16 protein-coding genes are annotated in these 12,538 nt (G+C 44.8%); 3 read left to right on the forward strand and 13 right to left on the reverse strand.

What is annotated here, in order from left to right; genetic code table 11:
- Positions 1 to 211: 211 nt before the first annotated feature.
- From BN1546_RS00830 to zwf, 3 genes are all read right to left on the reverse strand, one after another.
- Entirely contained in the window at positions 212 to 886 is a 675-nt protein-coding gene (locus BN1546_RS00830; RefSeq protein WP_090735374.1) for an SOS response-associated peptidase, read from the reverse strand.
- A 159-nt stretch (positions 887 to 1,045) separates the two neighbouring features.
- Positions 1,046 to 1,939, reverse strand: coding sequence for a phosphogluconate dehydrogenase (NAD(+)-dependent, decarboxylating) (gene gnd / locus BN1546_RS00835; RefSeq protein ID WP_013370842.1), 894 nt, complete (start codon positions 1,937 to 1,939; stop codon positions 1,046 to 1,048).
- Between the two features lie 57 nt (positions 1,940 to 1,996).
- Positions 1,997 to 3,499, reverse strand: coding sequence for a glucose-6-phosphate dehydrogenase (zwf, locus tag BN1546_RS00840; RefSeq protein WP_090735377.1), 1,503 nt, complete (start codon positions 3,497 to 3,499; stop codon positions 1,997 to 1,999).
- Positions 3,500 to 3,790: 291 nt separating this feature from the next.
- Between zwf and BN1546_RS00845 the strand changes: the two genes are divergently transcribed.
- Positions 3,791 to 4,111 (forward strand): winged helix-turn-helix transcriptional regulator, encoded by a 321-nt coding sequence (locus BN1546_RS00845; RefSeq protein ID WP_014599691.1) that lies wholly within the window; start codon positions 3,791 to 3,793, stop codon positions 4,109 to 4,111.
- Between the two features lie 144 nt (positions 4,112 to 4,255).
- The gene (locus BN1546_RS00850; RefSeq protein ID WP_064963289.1) at positions 4,256 to 4,585 is read left to right on the forward strand and encodes a hypothetical protein; all 330 of its coding nucleotides are present in this window, start codon (positions 4,256 to 4,258) and stop codon (positions 4,583 to 4,585) included.
- 10 nt (positions 4,586 to 4,595) lie between these two features.
- Here BN1546_RS00850 and BN1546_RS00855 read toward each other — a convergent pair whose 3' ends face one another.
- The 7 genes from BN1546_RS00855 to BN1546_RS00885 all read right to left on the reverse strand — a co-directional run bounded on the left by BN1546_RS00855 (position 4,596) and on the right by BN1546_RS00885 (position 8,674).
- A complete protein-coding gene (locus BN1546_RS00855) occupies positions 4,596 to 5,519 on the reverse strand; it encodes an NAD(P)/FAD-dependent oxidoreductase (protein ID WP_090735380.1) in 924 nt (307 codons plus the stop codon).
- Between the two features lie 240 nt (positions 5,520 to 5,759).
- On the reverse strand, positions 5,760 to 6,362 hold the full coding sequence (locus tag BN1546_RS00860) for a nitroreductase family protein (RefSeq protein ID WP_090735383.1): 603 nt from the start codon (positions 6,360 to 6,362) through the stop codon (positions 5,760 to 5,762).
- A 106-nt stretch (positions 6,363 to 6,468) separates the two neighbouring features.
- The gene (locus tag BN1546_RS00865; protein ID WP_090735386.1) at positions 6,469 to 6,747 is read right to left on the reverse strand and encodes a hypothetical protein; all 279 of its coding nucleotides are present in this window, start codon (positions 6,745 to 6,747) and stop codon (positions 6,469 to 6,471) included.
- A 128-nt stretch (positions 6,748 to 6,875) separates the two neighbouring features.
- Positions 6,876 to 7,202, reverse strand: a complete 327-nt coding sequence (locus BN1546_RS00870; protein ID WP_090735388.1) for a (2Fe-2S) ferredoxin domain-containing protein — start codon at positions 7,200 to 7,202, stop codon at positions 6,876 to 6,878.
- Positions 7,203 to 7,238: 36 nt separating this feature from the next.
- Complete coding sequence (locus tag BN1546_RS00875) at positions 7,239 to 7,739, reverse strand: metallophosphoesterase family protein (protein ID WP_013370833.1); 501 nt, start codon at positions 7,737 to 7,739, stop codon at positions 7,239 to 7,241.
- A 25-nt stretch (positions 7,740 to 7,764) separates the two neighbouring features.
- A complete protein-coding gene (locus tag BN1546_RS00880; protein ID WP_013370832.1) occupies positions 7,765 to 8,199 on the reverse strand; it encodes an Rrf2 family transcriptional regulator in 435 nt (144 codons plus the stop codon).
- 97 nt (positions 8,200 to 8,296) lie between these two features.
- Positions 8,297 to 8,674 (reverse strand): DivIVA domain-containing protein, encoded by a 378-nt coding sequence (locus BN1546_RS00885; RefSeq protein WP_090735391.1) that lies wholly within the window; start codon positions 8,672 to 8,674, stop codon positions 8,297 to 8,299.
- Positions 8,675 to 8,817: 143 nt separating this feature from the next.
- Between BN1546_RS00885 and BN1546_RS00890 the strand changes: the two genes are divergently transcribed.
- The gene (locus BN1546_RS00890) at positions 8,818 to 9,387 is read left to right on the forward strand and encodes a TraR/DksA C4-type zinc finger protein (RefSeq protein WP_090735394.1); all 570 of its coding nucleotides are present in this window, start codon (positions 8,818 to 8,820) and stop codon (positions 9,385 to 9,387) included.
- Positions 9,388 to 9,501: 114 nt separating this feature from the next.
- Here BN1546_RS00890 and BN1546_RS00895 read toward each other — a convergent pair whose 3' ends face one another.
- The 3 genes from BN1546_RS00895 to BN1546_RS00905 form a co-directional block, all read right to left on the reverse strand.
- Complete coding sequence (locus BN1546_RS00895) at positions 9,502 to 10,506, reverse strand: Gfo/Idh/MocA family protein (RefSeq protein WP_013370829.1); 1,005 nt, start codon at positions 10,504 to 10,506, stop codon at positions 9,502 to 9,504.
- A gap of 19 nt (positions 10,507 to 10,525) precedes the next feature.
- Complete coding sequence (locus BN1546_RS00900; protein ID WP_013370828.1) at positions 10,526 to 10,888, reverse strand: helix-turn-helix transcriptional regulator; 363 nt, start codon at positions 10,886 to 10,888, stop codon at positions 10,526 to 10,528.
- A 318-nt stretch (positions 10,889 to 11,206) separates the two neighbouring features.
- The gene (locus BN1546_RS00905) at positions 11,207 to 12,379 is read right to left on the reverse strand and encodes an acyltransferase (RefSeq protein WP_058829534.1); all 1,173 of its coding nucleotides are present in this window, start codon (positions 12,377 to 12,379) and stop codon (positions 11,207 to 11,209) included.
- Between the last annotated feature and the right edge of the window lie 159 nt (positions 12,380 to 12,538).

Consider the following 12,538-nt stretch of genomic DNA (forward strand, 5'->3'; position numbering starts at 1 on the left):
GTTACCGGTTTTGGACCAGACCGATGATCGTCACCATGAGCACCAGCAGCTGGATGAGTGTATCGTTACTCATTCCAATCGCCTCCATCCCATATGAGATACTCCTTCGGCCGTTTCCCCTCTCCCCGGATTATGACGCTTGTTCCCCAATACATACCTATGCAGGTGGCGGGAATCTTATGATCAATAATGGATACAAATCTTCATACATTTAAGGTTTAATCCAGGACCACTGTAAATCCATTTCCTGAATGCATTCACGGCTATCATGTTCATCATTGGCCACCAGCGGGGTCACCGGATAGATGCTCATACCACCTTGCTCATACGTGCGTAATAAGGGCAGCAGCTCATCAATGTTCTGGATCGACGGATCTAGCCATGAATCTATTTGGTCTGCTTCCAAAATAGCGGGCATCCGGCTGTCAAATTCACGTATATCCGTATTGGCCTGAACTGTCATCATCGTACAGGTGCGTAACGGCTCCTTTCGGCTATCCTGCCATATTTCATAGAGCCCCGCGACCGCAAACATTTTCTGTTCCGGCAATACCACTCGGACAGCACACATGCGTTTGCCTAATTTTCGCCAATAATAAAAACCATTACAAGGAATAATACAGCGGCGGGTTTCCGCCATCTTCCGATAACTAGGATTTACCCGAACAGTATTCAGGTCTGCATTAACACAATCCTTACCCCAATAAGGAATAAATCCCCAGCGAAATTCATCAAGCACCCGTTCTCCATCCTGATGCAGCACAATTGGAACATGCTGGGTGGGACTCATGTTATAACGTGTTTTATAATAATACATCACACGTTGTATACCAAAATGATCCTTTACCTCATCCAAATCAGCCGATAACGAAAATCTTTTGCACATATGCAATTCATCCTTCCGCCTTTTTTTACCTATTGTGCGGATATACAAGGAAAAATATGCATAAGCGAGGATTTCACAAAAACCTGATGAGCAAAAAAATATATAGCAATATCCCCGCAGTCATGAAGCTACGGGGATAGATACTAACTTATATCGTTATTACTTCTTCTCTACAGCGTGGCCGCCAAATTCATTACGCAGCGCAGCAACTACTTTGCCGTTGAATGTATCAGCATCCAGCGAACGGTAGCGCATCAGCAAGGACAAGGCAATAACCGGAGTTGCTGCCTGAAGATCCAACGCTTCCTCAACAGTCCATTTACCTTCACCGGAAGAGTGCATCACCCCACGGATTTCGTCCAGGTTCGCATCTTTGGAAAATGCGCGTTCAGTCAAGCCCATCAGCCAAGAGCGGATAACGGAACCGTTGTTCCACACACGCGCTACTTGTTCATAATCAAAGTCAAAGTTGCTTTTCTCCAGCACTTCAAAACCTTCACCGATGGAAGCCATCATACCGTATTCCACACCGTTATGAACCATTTTCAGGAAATGTCCGCTACCGGATTTACCAGCATACAAATACCCATTTTCCACCGCTGTATCGCGGAAAATCGGCTCAACAACCGCCCAAGCTTCTGGATCGCCACCGATCATGTAACAAGCGCCATTGCGTGCACCTTCCATCCCGCCGGAAGTTCCTGCATCCATAAAGCTGATACCGTATTCTTTCAGACGAGCATGGCGAGCAATGGACTCTTTGTAATGAGAATTACCGCCTTCAATAATGATGTCCCCTTTGGACAACATTGGTTGAAGCTGATCCAGCACAGAATCAACAATTTGGTGAGGAACCATAATCCACAGCACTCTAGGGGATTGAGTTGCTTGTACAAGCTCTTCCAAAGTAGAAGCACCTGCAGCTCCATACTCCTTCATTTCTTGAATTGCGGCTGCATTGACGTCGTAAGCCACAACTTCATGCTTATGATCGATCAAGTTTTTACCAAGATTCAAACCCATTTTTCCCAAACCAATTAATCCTACTTGCATTATAAAGGCCTCCTGCCGTAGCAAAAATATATTTCTGTACAAACTTTTTTTGTTGGACTAAGCACGAACGACTGCTTTTTCAGAGCTTTCGGACTTTTCGTCCAACCACCATGTAAAGCCTTGTTCTTCCAACAATTGATCTGAAGCTTCTGGACCGTAAGAGCCTGCTGCATATGTGTGAAGCGGGACTTCGCCACGGGCAAAGGCTTCGAGTACGGGTTGAACCCACACCCATGAAAGCTCCACTTCATTCCAATGAGCAAAAAAGGTCGAATCGCCGCGCAGCGCATCAAAGATGAGGCGTTCATAAGCTTCTGGGACATCCTTGGCCTCGGAATGATAATTCATCAGAACCGTCTCCAGCTGACCATTGTTCAGCGGATCTCTACTGTTCAGACGGAGCGTTACCTTTTCATCCGGGTTAACATGAATGATCAGCAAGTTCGGATCGGTCGGCTGCCCTTGAGCAGCATAAGGATCTGTATTGTCCTTTTTGAATTCCACAACGATGCGAGTGGATTTTTCTTTCATGCGTTTACCGGTACGAATATAGAACGGCACACCCGACCATTGTTCATTGTCAATCCAAAGGCGAGCTGAAATGAACGTATCATTTTGCGAATCAGGTCCAATGTCCGGCTCCTCTTTATAGGAAGGAACTGCTTTTCCATTGATCTCACCTGCGGTATATTGTCCTCTAACCACGTTGGAAGCAATATCAGAAGGATCAAGGGCACGAAGCGCGTCCATCACCTTACTTTTTTCATCCCGCACCTGATCAGCCGTAATATGTCCCGGCTTGTTCATAGCCGTCATCATCAACACCTGCAGCATGTGATTTTGCACCATATCACGAATAGCACCGGAGTGATCGTAGTATCCTGCTCGCTCCTCTACGCCTACAGTCTCAGAAGCGGTAATTTGCACATTGGCAATGTACTGATTGTTCCAAACCCCTTGAAGCAATGGATTAGCAAATTTTAAAGCTTCCAGGTTTTGAACCATGGGCTTACCTAAGTAATGGTCAATACGATAAATCTCATCCTCAGCAAAGGTTCTGCTCAGGCGATCATTCAGCTCGCGTGCCGATTCCAAATCATGCCCAAATGGTTTTTCGATAATAAGTCGTTTCCAACCCTTTGTTTCAGCCAAACCACTTTCCCGAATATTGTGGGCAATCACATCAAAAAATTCCGGTGCCACCGATAAGTAAAACATGCGGTTCCCCGGAATTCCCAAGTCATTTTCACGTTGCTCAGCAAGCTGTAGCAGCTTTTTATAATCTTCCGGGTGGTTAACGTTCAATGCACAGTAACGGAAAGCACTTAAGAACTGATCCATCTGTGCACGGTCATCATTCACATGTCTGGAAAAATCCTTAATAGATTGCTCTACATTACTTTGAAATTGTTCGTCCGCCACTTCACGACGCCCCATCCCAATTACAGAAAAGGAAGCCGGAATTTTACCTTCTACAAACAAATTATACAAGGCCGGGTAAATTTTGCGTTTAGCCAAATCCCCTGTCGCTCCAAATAAGACAAATGTCATTGAATCCATGAAATATTCCTTCTTCCCATTATAAAAGATGAGGTTATTAAAAGTTACCTGAGGAATTAACGTAACCCATAATACACCCAAAATAAGGGGCAAGTCAATCAAATTTTAGCGAAATCGTGAACATTCGATATATCCTGTAATGATAACGTTTTCTGTGGTATGATTGACGATAGGAAAGAGAAAAAACTGTTAAAATTGTCACAGTTGATACAATGCATTATAGTTACTATTGGTATACAGAGTTACTTTTAGTATACTGTTTAAAACAACAATGAAATTGAGGGGATTCAGATGAGCGACGACAGGCAGCCTAAGCTTTTGTGCGGTAAGGTGGAACAGTCCTTTCAGATCATCAGCAAAAAATGGACCGCTCTCATCATTCATACTTTGATGGAACATCCCAAACGATTTAGTGAAATTCAAGTTTCCATACCTGATCTTAGCAAACGCATGCTGAACGAGCGCATCAAGGAACTAGAGCTTTCCGGCCTAATCCTTCGCAATGTCATCACAGAGCGGCCTGTGCGGACCGAATATTCGCTGACACGTAAGGGTAAAGAGCTAGGTGATGCATTGAATGGTGTGGAGAGCTGGGCCGAAAGATGGCTCTAAACCGCTAACAGGAGATCGCCCATTACGCTCTCCTGTTATTGTGTTACTCCATGTGGATCATAATACAAGCAATAGGACGAAAATAATGGGACAACCGCGCAATAGCTCATGTTTTCAGATATGAGCCAGGAAAGGATGAGACCGATGGCATTTGGCATTACCCGGCAGGAACTGATGAGCTGGAAAAGAGAGGTCAGTCGTGGCCAGATTGCTTTTCTAACGCATTACTGGCTGGATGACCGCTTTCCAGGCATTACAACTGTCACCAAGGTGGGGTGCTCTGACTTGGATAAGCTGCGCTTATGGTGCAAGCATAACGGATTGGACCCCCAATATATACATCAGCGTCAGCCCTATCCTCATTTTGATCTCATCGGTAACAAACAGATGGAAATTTTACGCAAGTATGGCATGAGCGATCAATTAAGACGCTTCGAGCCTCATCTTCAACCTAGTACACGCCCATCGTTCTAAACCGCAGCTCTCAGAGTTGCGGTATTTTTGTTTTCATACCAGATAATACCTTGTGTATCCAGATCGCTGACATAGCTCCTTCTCCCATCGCAACCGTCGCTTGCTCGGCATGAGCCCCTAAGTCCCCGGCCACCCATACATTTTCCACGTTTGTCATTTTGCTGCGGGGATGCGTCTCAATATGCTTGTTGTGCAGCAGATGTACGCCCAGTTGCTCCGCCAGCTCTGAATGAACATGGTTGCTTCCAAAGGCTAAGAACCCCCGCTCTGCTCCAATCACTTGTCCGTCAGCCAGCCGTACTCCTTCAAAACAGCCCGGTTGTCCCGTGATAATCTCAGAAATGGCTGCTTCCTTATATTCAATCCCTTTTTCCCGCAGCTTCACGATCAGCTCGTTTGGTACTTCTGAACGCTCATGATTGACATAGACAAGGTGATCGGTACGTGCTGATAAAATCAAGGCCATGGAAGCTCCCGCTTTGCCCGCCCCCATGACGACTGTACTGCGATCCTGAACCTCATACCCGTCACAGTCGGGGCACACATACACACTGTTGCCCAGGCAGGCTTGTAGCCCTTCCAGCTTTGGAAAGCGATCCGTCAGCCCTGTGGCCAATAGCAGCGTTTTTGACGTATATACTGCCCCTGCCTCCACTTCAATGTCAAAAAGCTCATCTCTCTTGGTCGCTTTTACCGCCTTGCCATCAACAAATTCAGTGCCAAGCTTCATGGCTTCACTACGTCCAAGCCCTCGCAGCTCTTCACCAGAAATCCCATCAGGAAAACCCAAAATGTTATGATACTGATGACACAGCGTAGATCGACCATAGCCCGAATCTATCACCAGCACCCGATGACTGCTGTATCTGCCCAATTGAATTGCTGCTTGCAATCCGGCGATTCCCCCACCGACAATAATGCAATCGTATTTCATGTCCTAATTCCTCCTTCAAATACGCGCAAATGCTAAACATCTGCCAAAAAAAGCAATCACACTTATGTAAACTTCTCATCCAATTTCAAACATAATATCACCTACATACGGATGAATTAACCTCTCTTCTTCATATATCCAAAAGGTTACATAACCAAAAAATGTAACGACAAACAGCACTACGGATAATCCGTAGCGCTGTATTCAGGTTAAACCTGAAAAATCATACTATTATGATCATTATTTAAATGTTTTTACGCGTTCTTCAATAGGTTGGAATTCCTTGTCACCTGGTTGGAATGTCGGTTTACCAAATGGCATTTCAGCAATCAGTTTCCAATGCTCAGGAATGTTCCATTCGTTTTTCACTTTTTCGTCGATCAAAGGATTATAGTGCTGAAGGGATGCACCCAGTCCTTCTTGCTCCAGAGCCGTCCATACAACCAGTTGCAGCATACCGTTAGATTGATTGGCCCAGATTGGGAAATTGTCCGCATACGCTTCAAATTGTTGTTGCAGACCAACTATCACGTTGTTGTCTTCAAAGAACAACACTGTTCCATAACCGCTGCGGAAACCGTTCATTTTCTCAGCAGTAGATTTGAATTGTTCTTCATTGCCTACCACTTCCCGCAAAATATCTTCTGTAATATTCCACAGTTTGTCATGATGCTCTCCGAGCAACACTACAGCCCGTGAAGTTTGGGAGTTGAAAGAGGTAGGTGTATACTTCACAGCTTCCTCTACGATCTCTTGAATCCGTTGGTCAGAAATTACTTGTTCTTTGCTAATGCCATAATAGGAGCGTCTGTCTTTCAGCGCTGTGAAGAAGTCTTTAGTCATTTTGTTACCTCCTGAGAAAAATTAATTACTTTTCGTAACTTAATATACATCCTACATATCTTAAAGTCAAGAGATTTCTTTTTAAATATTACCAGTTGGTTAAAAATTATACGCCGTTCTTATATTTGTTCTCACTGGAAGAGGTGTGCTTGGTTGCATCCTTGTTTCTCTCCTCCTGTCTTTCCATCTTTAAATCCTCTACGGGAATGGCATCTACCGTCTGTTCAATTTCAAAACGGTCAAACAAGCTTTCCTGCTCTGTCGGATACTGCTCGGCATGGTCACGATTGATCGGCTGCTCCTGATGTTTAGACTCTATTGTTCCTTTCCCCGTCTGGCTTTTTTTCTCATTCTTACCATGCAGATTATCTTCAAATGGGGTCATCTTTCTTCCCTCCCTATCGGATTGTGTCCACAGTATACTTTTACCTTTCAGGTTGGGGATTAAACGCAAAAAAGAGAAAATCTCCGAAAGATTTTCTCTACTCATGTTCTTATAGATGGTTGACTGAGTTATTCTGAGCTGGCTTTACGTGCACACTCATGAAAAAGATGAGGCTCCAGCTTCTCTCCCGCTACGAGCTTCTGCACCAGCTCTGTACCTGAGGCCGGAGTCATTTGACCATACCAGTCCCCTTGCGGGTATACGATTACAACCGCCGCATCATGACAGCGTCCATTACAACGAGTTCTGGTCGTGTGAATATATGCTTCTGCATGTTGTTTACGAATTTCATCCCGAATTGCTTGGGTAACTTCTTCACCCTCATGTCGCATACATGTGCCTCCATTACAAATCAACACATGATGCTTCATAGGTTCTAAATCAAAAATAGCCATAGCTTCCCCTTTAATCAACAGTTGTTGGTTTTTAAATCAATGTTTATCTGGATAAAGAACAAGCTGTGCTTCCATCTGCCCGTCTTCAATCGTCAGCACGATAAATGAATATTCGTCTTCACCGCGTTTGTCCGTCGGAGACCCCGGATTAAGGACAAGCAGATTATCTATCTTTTTGACCACAGGAATATGAGAATGTCCAAAAATCAGGCAATCCAGCGTTTCTCCCTTAAACGTATTCAGTGCTATATTTTCTGTCGAGCCGCGCCAGCCGTGACCATGAACCATACCAATCCGCTTGCCTTGGGCTTCAACAATGCGTTGATAGCCTAGACGCTCCACGATGTCGGTTCCATCATTGTTTCCGGCAATGCCTTGTACAGGCGCAAATTCAGCTAGACGTTCATATACGAACCAATCCGTCCAGTCTCCAGCATGGAGAATGAGGTCACTGTCTTTTAGCTCCTGTACAAGCCGACTAGGCAGCGTTTTGCTTCTATGTGGCATATGGGTGTCTGAAAGTACGATGATTTTCATATCAATTTCTCCTTACTGGCGTCTTTTACACGGATGAACTTTGTTGTCCAACCCGCTGTTTGAGAGCCTGCTCCAGATCTCGCAACGTAACGGTCTCGAAAAACGCCTGGATTTTCTGCTCTGCCACCGTATATAAACCATCCAATAAAGCGTCTATGTTCCTGCCAACCTCGCAATTATGATTGCTGTCGGTATGGATGGCGAACAGCGGGCCTTCATCCTTGGTCGCTTCATAGATCATTTTCAGATTGATGTTTGAACTCGACATGCTTAGACGAAAGCCGCGCGCTCCCGGTGACGAATCCACCAGACCAGCTTGCTTGAGCCGGCTCATAATTCTTCTCACAACTACCGGATTTGTATTAATGCTGGAAGCAATAAGTGACGAAGTCATTCGCTCAGGTGCCCCTTCAGCCAGAAGAAGCAGACAATGGATACTAACGGAAAAATGGGTACTCATGTTAACCACCTTTATATGTGTGCCTCATTAAATGTTTGATAAAATGCATGTTTCCATCATACCACATTAGAGGCAGCGACACAGTGCTTACTACTCCTTACTCTGGAAAATAGTCATTTTCTGGGCGTACTCGCACTTTTAATTGGCGCACACTATATTCCAACTGCTTAATGATATCCTCCAGTTGACGACGGTCAAGTGCATTAAAGTCGGATGCAGGCTTGGGTGCATTTTTCAAATCACGTATGGTTGCCTGCTGCTCCTGCCACTTGTCCATCAGGTCGGCTATATTGGCATAAAAGCGTTCATAATCCTTGATCACTTCATCCAGAAAGGCATCCACCTCATCCGGATCATAGCCGCGCATTTTATTTTTAAACTGTTTCTCATGAATGGAGAGCGCGTCCAGCTGAATGCCCAGTTGTTTAAACAACTGCTTTTGCTTATCCAGACGACGCTTCATATGTTCATCCATCGGTTTTCCCTCCTTAACACACTATTCTTTTTATATCACATTCTAGGCTGGGAATAAAAGTCTCTGCTGATTGCTCAGGTCTATGAACGGGTATAAAAGAGCATACACACCACTCATACAGACCATGAAGGGGAGAGATGATCATGAACCATTTGAACGATTCACAGCTTGCAGAGCTGAAACATATGTTACTGGAGCAGAAAAATGATTTAGAAAAACATTTTAAACAAAACGGTCAGGAAAACACACAATTAGGAGAAACACTGACAGATTCCACAGGTGAGCTCTCGTCCTATGATAACCACCCCGCCGATATAGGGACGGAAACCTTTGAACGTTCTCGTGATCTGGCGATTAATGAGTCGCTGGAAAACGAGTTGGAGCAGGTCAATGCAGCCCTGCAACGGATGCAGGATGGGACGTATGGAATATGTGTGGAGAGCGGGGAAGAAATTCCTTTTGAACGGTTGCAAGCCATTCCATATACAGCCTATACAGTCGAGCACACTCCAACACGAGAATTATCGAATGATCGTCCAATCGAGGAACAGGTTATGACTCCGCCGCCCAAAGGTGCAGGTGAGGTTCGCCAACGGAATGCAGGACGATTTGATGATGCGGGCGCATGGGACGCGGTGGAAAAATACGGCACATCAAACTCGCCTGCGACAGCTGCCAAGCATGATGTCACAGATTATGATGAAAATATGTGATACTCGAATGTACAAAAACTCATTAAAAATATCTATGTATTTGTTCATCTAGAAAAGCAGCTTGTCCATAGACAGGCTGCTTTTCTATGTCTTCCGGAAATACGATGATCAGGCTTACCCAATTTCTATCCGCTTTCGACTGCGAGCTGACTCAATACAAGCGTCGATTACTTTCATATTGCTTACCGCATCTTCTGGCTCATATGGCAACGGAATACCGTCAAGCACCGCTTCGGCAAAAGCATCTGCTTGCAGTTCAAAGGAATTAAAACCTTTCAAACGTTCCTCACGCGTAACCGAACCAACGTGAACGAAAATTTGCGGTACAACAGACGTTCTTTCCCAACCAAACATCTTAGGCATTGCAATCGTACCCTTGCTACCGAGAATTTCCATATTGGAACGATTGGCTGCCCACATGCCACAATCGAAAGTAAGGTTGACTCCACCCGGAAATTCCAGCAGACCGGAGGCCATCATATCAACGTTATCATGCTCAGGGGAAAATAAAGCATGTACCGTCACTGCCTCCGGCTCTCGATCCAAATACATACGAGCGGCTGAGATCGGATACACGCCCACATCATATAACGAGCCGCCGCCCATGCTTTTATTAAAGCGTACATTATCTGCCTGATCAGTATTGTTAAATGTAAAAGTACAATGAATACCGCGAATGTCACCAATTTCCCCACTATTGATGATTTCCTTAATTCTTCGATGTTTGGGATGATAGCGATACATAAAAGCTTCCGCAAATGTCACTCCGGCACGGCGACATGCTTCAATCATGCGGCTTGTCCCGGCCGAGCTAAGCGAAGATGGTTTTTCACACAAAACATGCTTCCCGGCCTCCGCTGCCTTAATGGTCCACTCTTCATGCAGATGGTTTGGCAATGGTATATACACCGCTCCGATTTCGGGATCAGCCAACAGCTCTTCATAGCTTCCATAACTTCTCGGAATATCGAACTCCCGGGCGGCCTCAGCGGCTTTATCCGCATTACGACTAGCAATTCCAAGTACTTCTCCGCGTTCGGATTGCTGAATCGCCGGAATTACAGCGATTTTGGCGATCTCCGCCGTGCCTAAAATTCCCCATTTCAGCTTTCTACCCATCATTCTCATCCTTTCGTAGTTAGGAATAGTTGTCTTGTTCCGCTTTATGCAGCATACCTAAGCAACGGTCCAGATCAGCTTTGACCTGCTTTTTGTACAATCGGGCTTTCTCCTCCCCATCGTCTGTAAAATGATAAAGCACAATCTCCTGAAAATCTACACGCGGGTCTGTTCCTTTTAATCGTTTGGTACGATAAAAAACACCTTCCTGAACCAGTTCATGCAGTGCCCGGTACACCTCGCTTTGAGGCGGAACATATCCGAAACTACTAAACTCATCTTTCATCGATTCGAGCATCTGATATCCATATCCGCGATGCCTCTCTACCATTGTGATCAGATAAATTTTGATAAAAGCCCGCTGGGATATCATAAACGCCATTTCACAACCTCCTCTACACCTTATTCAAGTCTCATATCTTCCATTATAAACCACTCTGCGTCCATAGACTATTTCCTTTCATAAATATGAGAGTTTACGAGAACTCTCCGTCCCTTGAGACCTGCTTGAAGGTGACGAGAGCTATGGAATGAAGCATTATAGAGTAGTGTGCATAGCGCTGAGGAGTGATTTTATGGTTTTCTATTGTGAATTTTTCATATGTTGAAACAACATAATAACACTTAAAAAAGTATCCCTCGGCCTTCTTCTGAAAGCTTCGGGATACTTTTTGTGAAATAATATAACTTTATCGCTGAATCAAGCTTGCTTTTGGAAGGCTGGCGGACTTCCAGCCGGGCGGGGACGAATCCGAAGCCCCACGATCCATTTGCCCAAAGGCAAATGTGCCAGCAACCATGTTCCAACAAGAGAAAAGATTATACAGAGAACGAATGAAGCCAGTGTACGAAGAACGTGACTCCAATCTGTAAACAACGTTCCATCAAAATAGTAGGTTACGCGCAGCATAAAGGCGTGCATCAGATATGCTCCATAGGACAACGTTCCCATGACGGTCAGCACCCGCGCCGCACGTCCTCCCTTGTGAGCAATCCACGTTGCTACCCGATAAGCTACAAAAATAGACGTGATGCAATATACAGCCATAACCGGACGCAGCAGAGACAAATAGTTAAAAGAAAGGACCGTACCTCGCGGCATCTGGAACTGACCGATCATCTCATACAGCAAGTATCCTGTAATCACGATAAAGAGCAGCCAGTATATCAACTGCGCCTTGATAACCCAAGCATTCCAACGCTTGACATTCATCCCAGCTGCCGCTCCTAATATAAAATAAAAGAAAAAATAGATCACATTCCGGTCAGCGTATATGGTAAACCAAGAAGAAATGACGGGAAGCTGGAGCTGATCCATCACTTGATATACGGGTCCCACCGCCAACATAAGCAAAATATAGAGGACGCCGAATCCAGCCAATGTAGCGGGTCGCCATGTTGACGGCAGTAGCGCAGACAAACGACGTACAGCATAACGAAACACGGGAAATAACACATAACATTGGATAATCATAATGATGTACCACAGATGATAGCTGCTTTTCCCGTTCAACAGCTTTTGTAAAAAATCTAACGGGTGAATAAATCCTCCACCTTGGGCAAGCTGATTCCCCAACTCGTATAAAAGAGACCATATGATATAAGGAACGATGATATCCATGAATCGTTTGCGTAAAAACGTTCCATATTTTAAGGCCCCATCATAATTGTAAAATAGCACCATTCCAGTAATGAACACAAACACAGGTACCGCAAATTTGGAACACAGCAGTAATAGGGTCATTACAACTCCGTCCTGGATGCGCGCCCCCGGCGCAACCGCATAGTGTGCGACGGAATGCTGAAGAACAACGGCTGCAAAAGCCAACCCTCTCAGCAAAGCGACTTCGGAAATTCTCTCTTTTTGACTCATGTCACTCTCCTGTTACATCTAGCAATTTATAAATCTATTATAACGACAATCCTGTAAAAATATATAGAGGGATAATGGTGCCAATGCCAAGCAAAGCATCATCTATCTTAGGTATATTCAATCAGTAGCTAGCACATAAAAGCAGCAGTCTCCTCACGG

The sequence above is a fragment of the Paenibacillus sp. Mc5Re-14 genome (genome assembly GCF_001049835.1).
Taxonomy (GTDB): domain Bacteria; phylum Bacillota; class Bacilli; order Paenibacillales; family Paenibacillaceae; genus Paenibacillus; species Paenibacillus polymyxa_C.

Bases quoted from the DNA above. Each gene is read 5' to 3' on its own strand.
- BN1546_RS00905 (WP_058829534.1), bottom strand. From the start codon at position 12,379: ATGAGTCAAAAAGAGAGAATTTCCGAAGTCGCTTTGCTGAGAGGGTTG.
- BN1546_RS00880 (WP_013370832.1), bottom strand. From the start codon at position 8,199: ATGAGTACCCATTTTTCCGTTAGTATCCATTGTCTGCTTCTTCTGGCT.
- BN1546_RS00885 (WP_090735391.1), bottom strand. From the start codon at position 8,674: ATGGATGAACATATGAAGCGTCGTCTGGATAAGCAAAAGCAGTTGTTT.
- BN1546_RS00850 (WP_064963289.1), top strand. From the start codon at position 4,256: ATGGCATTTGGCATTACCCGGCAGGAACTGATGAGCTGGAAAAGAGAG.
- gnd (WP_013370842.1), bottom strand. From the start codon at position 1,939: ATGCAAGTAGGATTAATTGGTTTGGGAAAAATGGGTTTGAATCTTGGT.
- BN1546_RS00865 (WP_090735386.1), bottom strand. From the start codon at position 6,747: ATGACCCCATTTGAAGATAATCTGCATGGTAAGAATGAGAAAAAAAGC.
- zwf (WP_090735377.1), bottom strand. From the start codon at position 3,499: ATGGATTCAATGACATTTGTCTTATTTGGAGCGACAGGGGATTTGGCT.
- BN1546_RS00855 (WP_090735380.1), bottom strand. From the start codon at position 5,519: ATGAAATACGATTGCATTATTGTCGGTGGGGGAATCGCCGGATTGCAA.
- BN1546_RS00900 (WP_013370828.1), bottom strand. From the start codon at position 10,888: ATGGCGTTTATGATATCCCAGCGGGCTTTTATCAAAATTTATCTGATC.
- BN1546_RS00870 (WP_090735388.1), bottom strand. From the start codon at position 7,202: ATGGCTATTTTTGATTTAGAACCTATGAAGCATCATGTGTTGATTTGT.
- BN1546_RS00875 (WP_013370833.1), bottom strand. From the start codon at position 7,739: ATGAAAATCATCGTACTTTCAGACACCCATATGCCACATAGAAGCAAA.
- BN1546_RS00890 (WP_090735394.1), top strand. From the start codon at position 8,818: ATGAACCATTTGAACGATTCACAGCTTGCAGAGCTGAAACATATGTTA.
- BN1546_RS00860 (WP_090735383.1), bottom strand. From the start codon at position 6,362: ATGACTAAAGACTTCTTCACAGCGCTGAAAGACAGACGCTCCTATTAT.
- BN1546_RS00830 (WP_090735374.1), bottom strand. From the start codon at position 886: ATGTGCAAAAGATTTTCGTTATCGGCTGATTTGGATGAGGTAAAGGAT.
- BN1546_RS00845 (WP_014599691.1), top strand. From the start codon at position 3,791: ATGAGCGACGACAGGCAGCCTAAGCTTTTGTGCGGTAAGGTGGAACAG.
- BN1546_RS00895 (WP_013370829.1), bottom strand. From the start codon at position 10,506: ATGGGTAGAAAGCTGAAATGGGGAATTTTAGGCACGGCGGAGATCGCC.